1 tRNA gene and 1 rRNA gene are annotated in these 1805 nt (G+C 55.8%); both read left to right on the forward strand.

The window, feature by feature from the left end:
• The first annotated feature begins 45 nt into the window (after nucleotides 1-45).
• A 16S ribosomal RNA gene (locus tag HPS53_RS12460) occupies nucleotides 46-1577 on the forward strand.
• A gap of 135 nt (nucleotides 1578-1712) precedes the next feature.
• A tRNA-Ala gene (locus tag HPS53_RS12465) sits at nucleotides 1713-1786 on the forward strand.
• Nucleotides 1787-1805: the final 19 nt, after the last annotated feature.

Consider the following 1805-nt stretch of genomic DNA (forward strand, 5'->3'; position numbering starts at 1 on the left):
TTTTTTTCGGTTCGGTGCGTCTGGAGTCTATAACTTATATATTTTACAATGTAGAGTTTGATCCTGGCTCAGGATGAACGCTAGCTACAGGCTTAACACATGCAAGTCGAGGGGCAGCATGGCCTATCTTTCGGGATGGGCCGATGGCGACCGGCGCACGGGTGAGTAACGCGTATCCAACCTTCCCTTTACTGGGGTCCAGCCCGTCGAAAGGCGGATTAATCCCCCATGTTCTCCGTCCCGGACATCTGTGTCGGAGCAAAGATTTATCGGTAAAGGATGGGGATGCGTCCGATTAGCTTGTTGGCGGGGTAACGGCCCACCAAGGCATCGATCGGTAGGGGTTCTGAGAGGAAGGTCCCCCACACTGGAACTGAGACACGGTCCAGACTCCTACGGGAGGCAGCAGTGAGGAATATTGGTCAATGGCCGTAAGGCTGAACCAGCCAAGTAGCGTGAGGGAAGACTGCCCTATGGGTTGTAAACCTCTTTTATGCGGGGATAAAGGTGTCCACGTGTGGATGTTTGCAGGTACCGCATGAATAAGGACCGGCTAATTCCGTGCCAGCAGCCGCGGTAATACGGAAGGTCCGGGCGTTATCCGGATTTATTGGGTTTAAAGGGAGCGTAGGCCGGTCTTTAAGCGTGCCGTGAAATTTTGTGGCTCAACCATGAGAGTGCGGCGCGAACTGGAGACCTTGAGTGCGCGGAAGGCAGGCGGAATTCGTGGTGTAGCGGTGAAATGCTTAGATATCACGAAGAACCCCGATTGCGAAGGCAGCCTGCCGCAGCGTTACTGACGCTGAAGCTCGAAAGCGCGGGTATCGAACAGGATTAGATACCCTGGTAGTCCGCGCGGTAAACGATGGATGCCCGCTGTCGGCGATATACAGTCGGCGGCCAAGCGAAAGCGTTAAGCATCCCACCTGGGGAGTACGCCGGCAACGGTGAAACTCAAAGGAATTGACGGGGGCCCGCACAAGCGGAGGAACATGTGGTTTAATTCGATGATACGCGAGGAACCTTACCCGGGCTTGAATTGCAGAGGAAAGATCCAGAGATGGTGATGCCCTTCGGGGCCTCTGTGAAGGTGCTGCATGGTTGTCGTCAGCTCGTGCCGTGAGGTGTCGGCTTAAGTGCCATAACGAGCGCAACCCCTTTCCCTAGTTGCCATCGGTTCTAGCCGGGCACTCTGGGGACACTGCCTCCGCAAGGAGTGAGGAAGGTGGGGATGACGTCAAATCAGCACGGCCCTTACGTCCGGGGCTACACACGTGTTACAATGGGTGATACAGAGGGCCGGCCGCTGGCAACATCGGTCCAATCCTTAAAGTCATCCTCAGTTCGGACTGGGGTCTGCAACCCGACCCCACGAAGCTGGATTCGCTAGTAATCGCGCATCAGCCATGGCGCGGTGAATACGTTCCCGGGCCTTGTACACACCGCCCGTCAAGCCATGAAAGCCGGGGGCGCCTGAAGTCCGTGACCGCGAGGGTCGGCCTAGGGTGAAACCGGTGATTGGGGCTAAGTCGTAACAAGGTAGCCGTACCGGAAGGTGCGGCTGGAACACCTCCTTTCTGGAGAGACGTTTCGGGTATGGTCGCTCATGTCTTTTGCGTCCCCTCGGTCTTCTTGTACTCACACGCTCTGTATCAGATATATGAATGTATATGGGAGAAGCCCTGATGCGGGGTTGTCCCCGGCATCATTCCGGGGGATTAGCTCAGCTGGCTAGAGCGCTTGCATGGCATGCAAGAGGTCAACGGTTCGAATCCGTTATTCTCCACTTTCCCTTGTGGTGTTTT

This window comes from Prevotella sp. PTAC (assembly GCF_013166535.1).
Lineage (GTDB): Bacteria > Bacteroidota > Bacteroidia > Bacteroidales > Bacteroidaceae > Prevotella.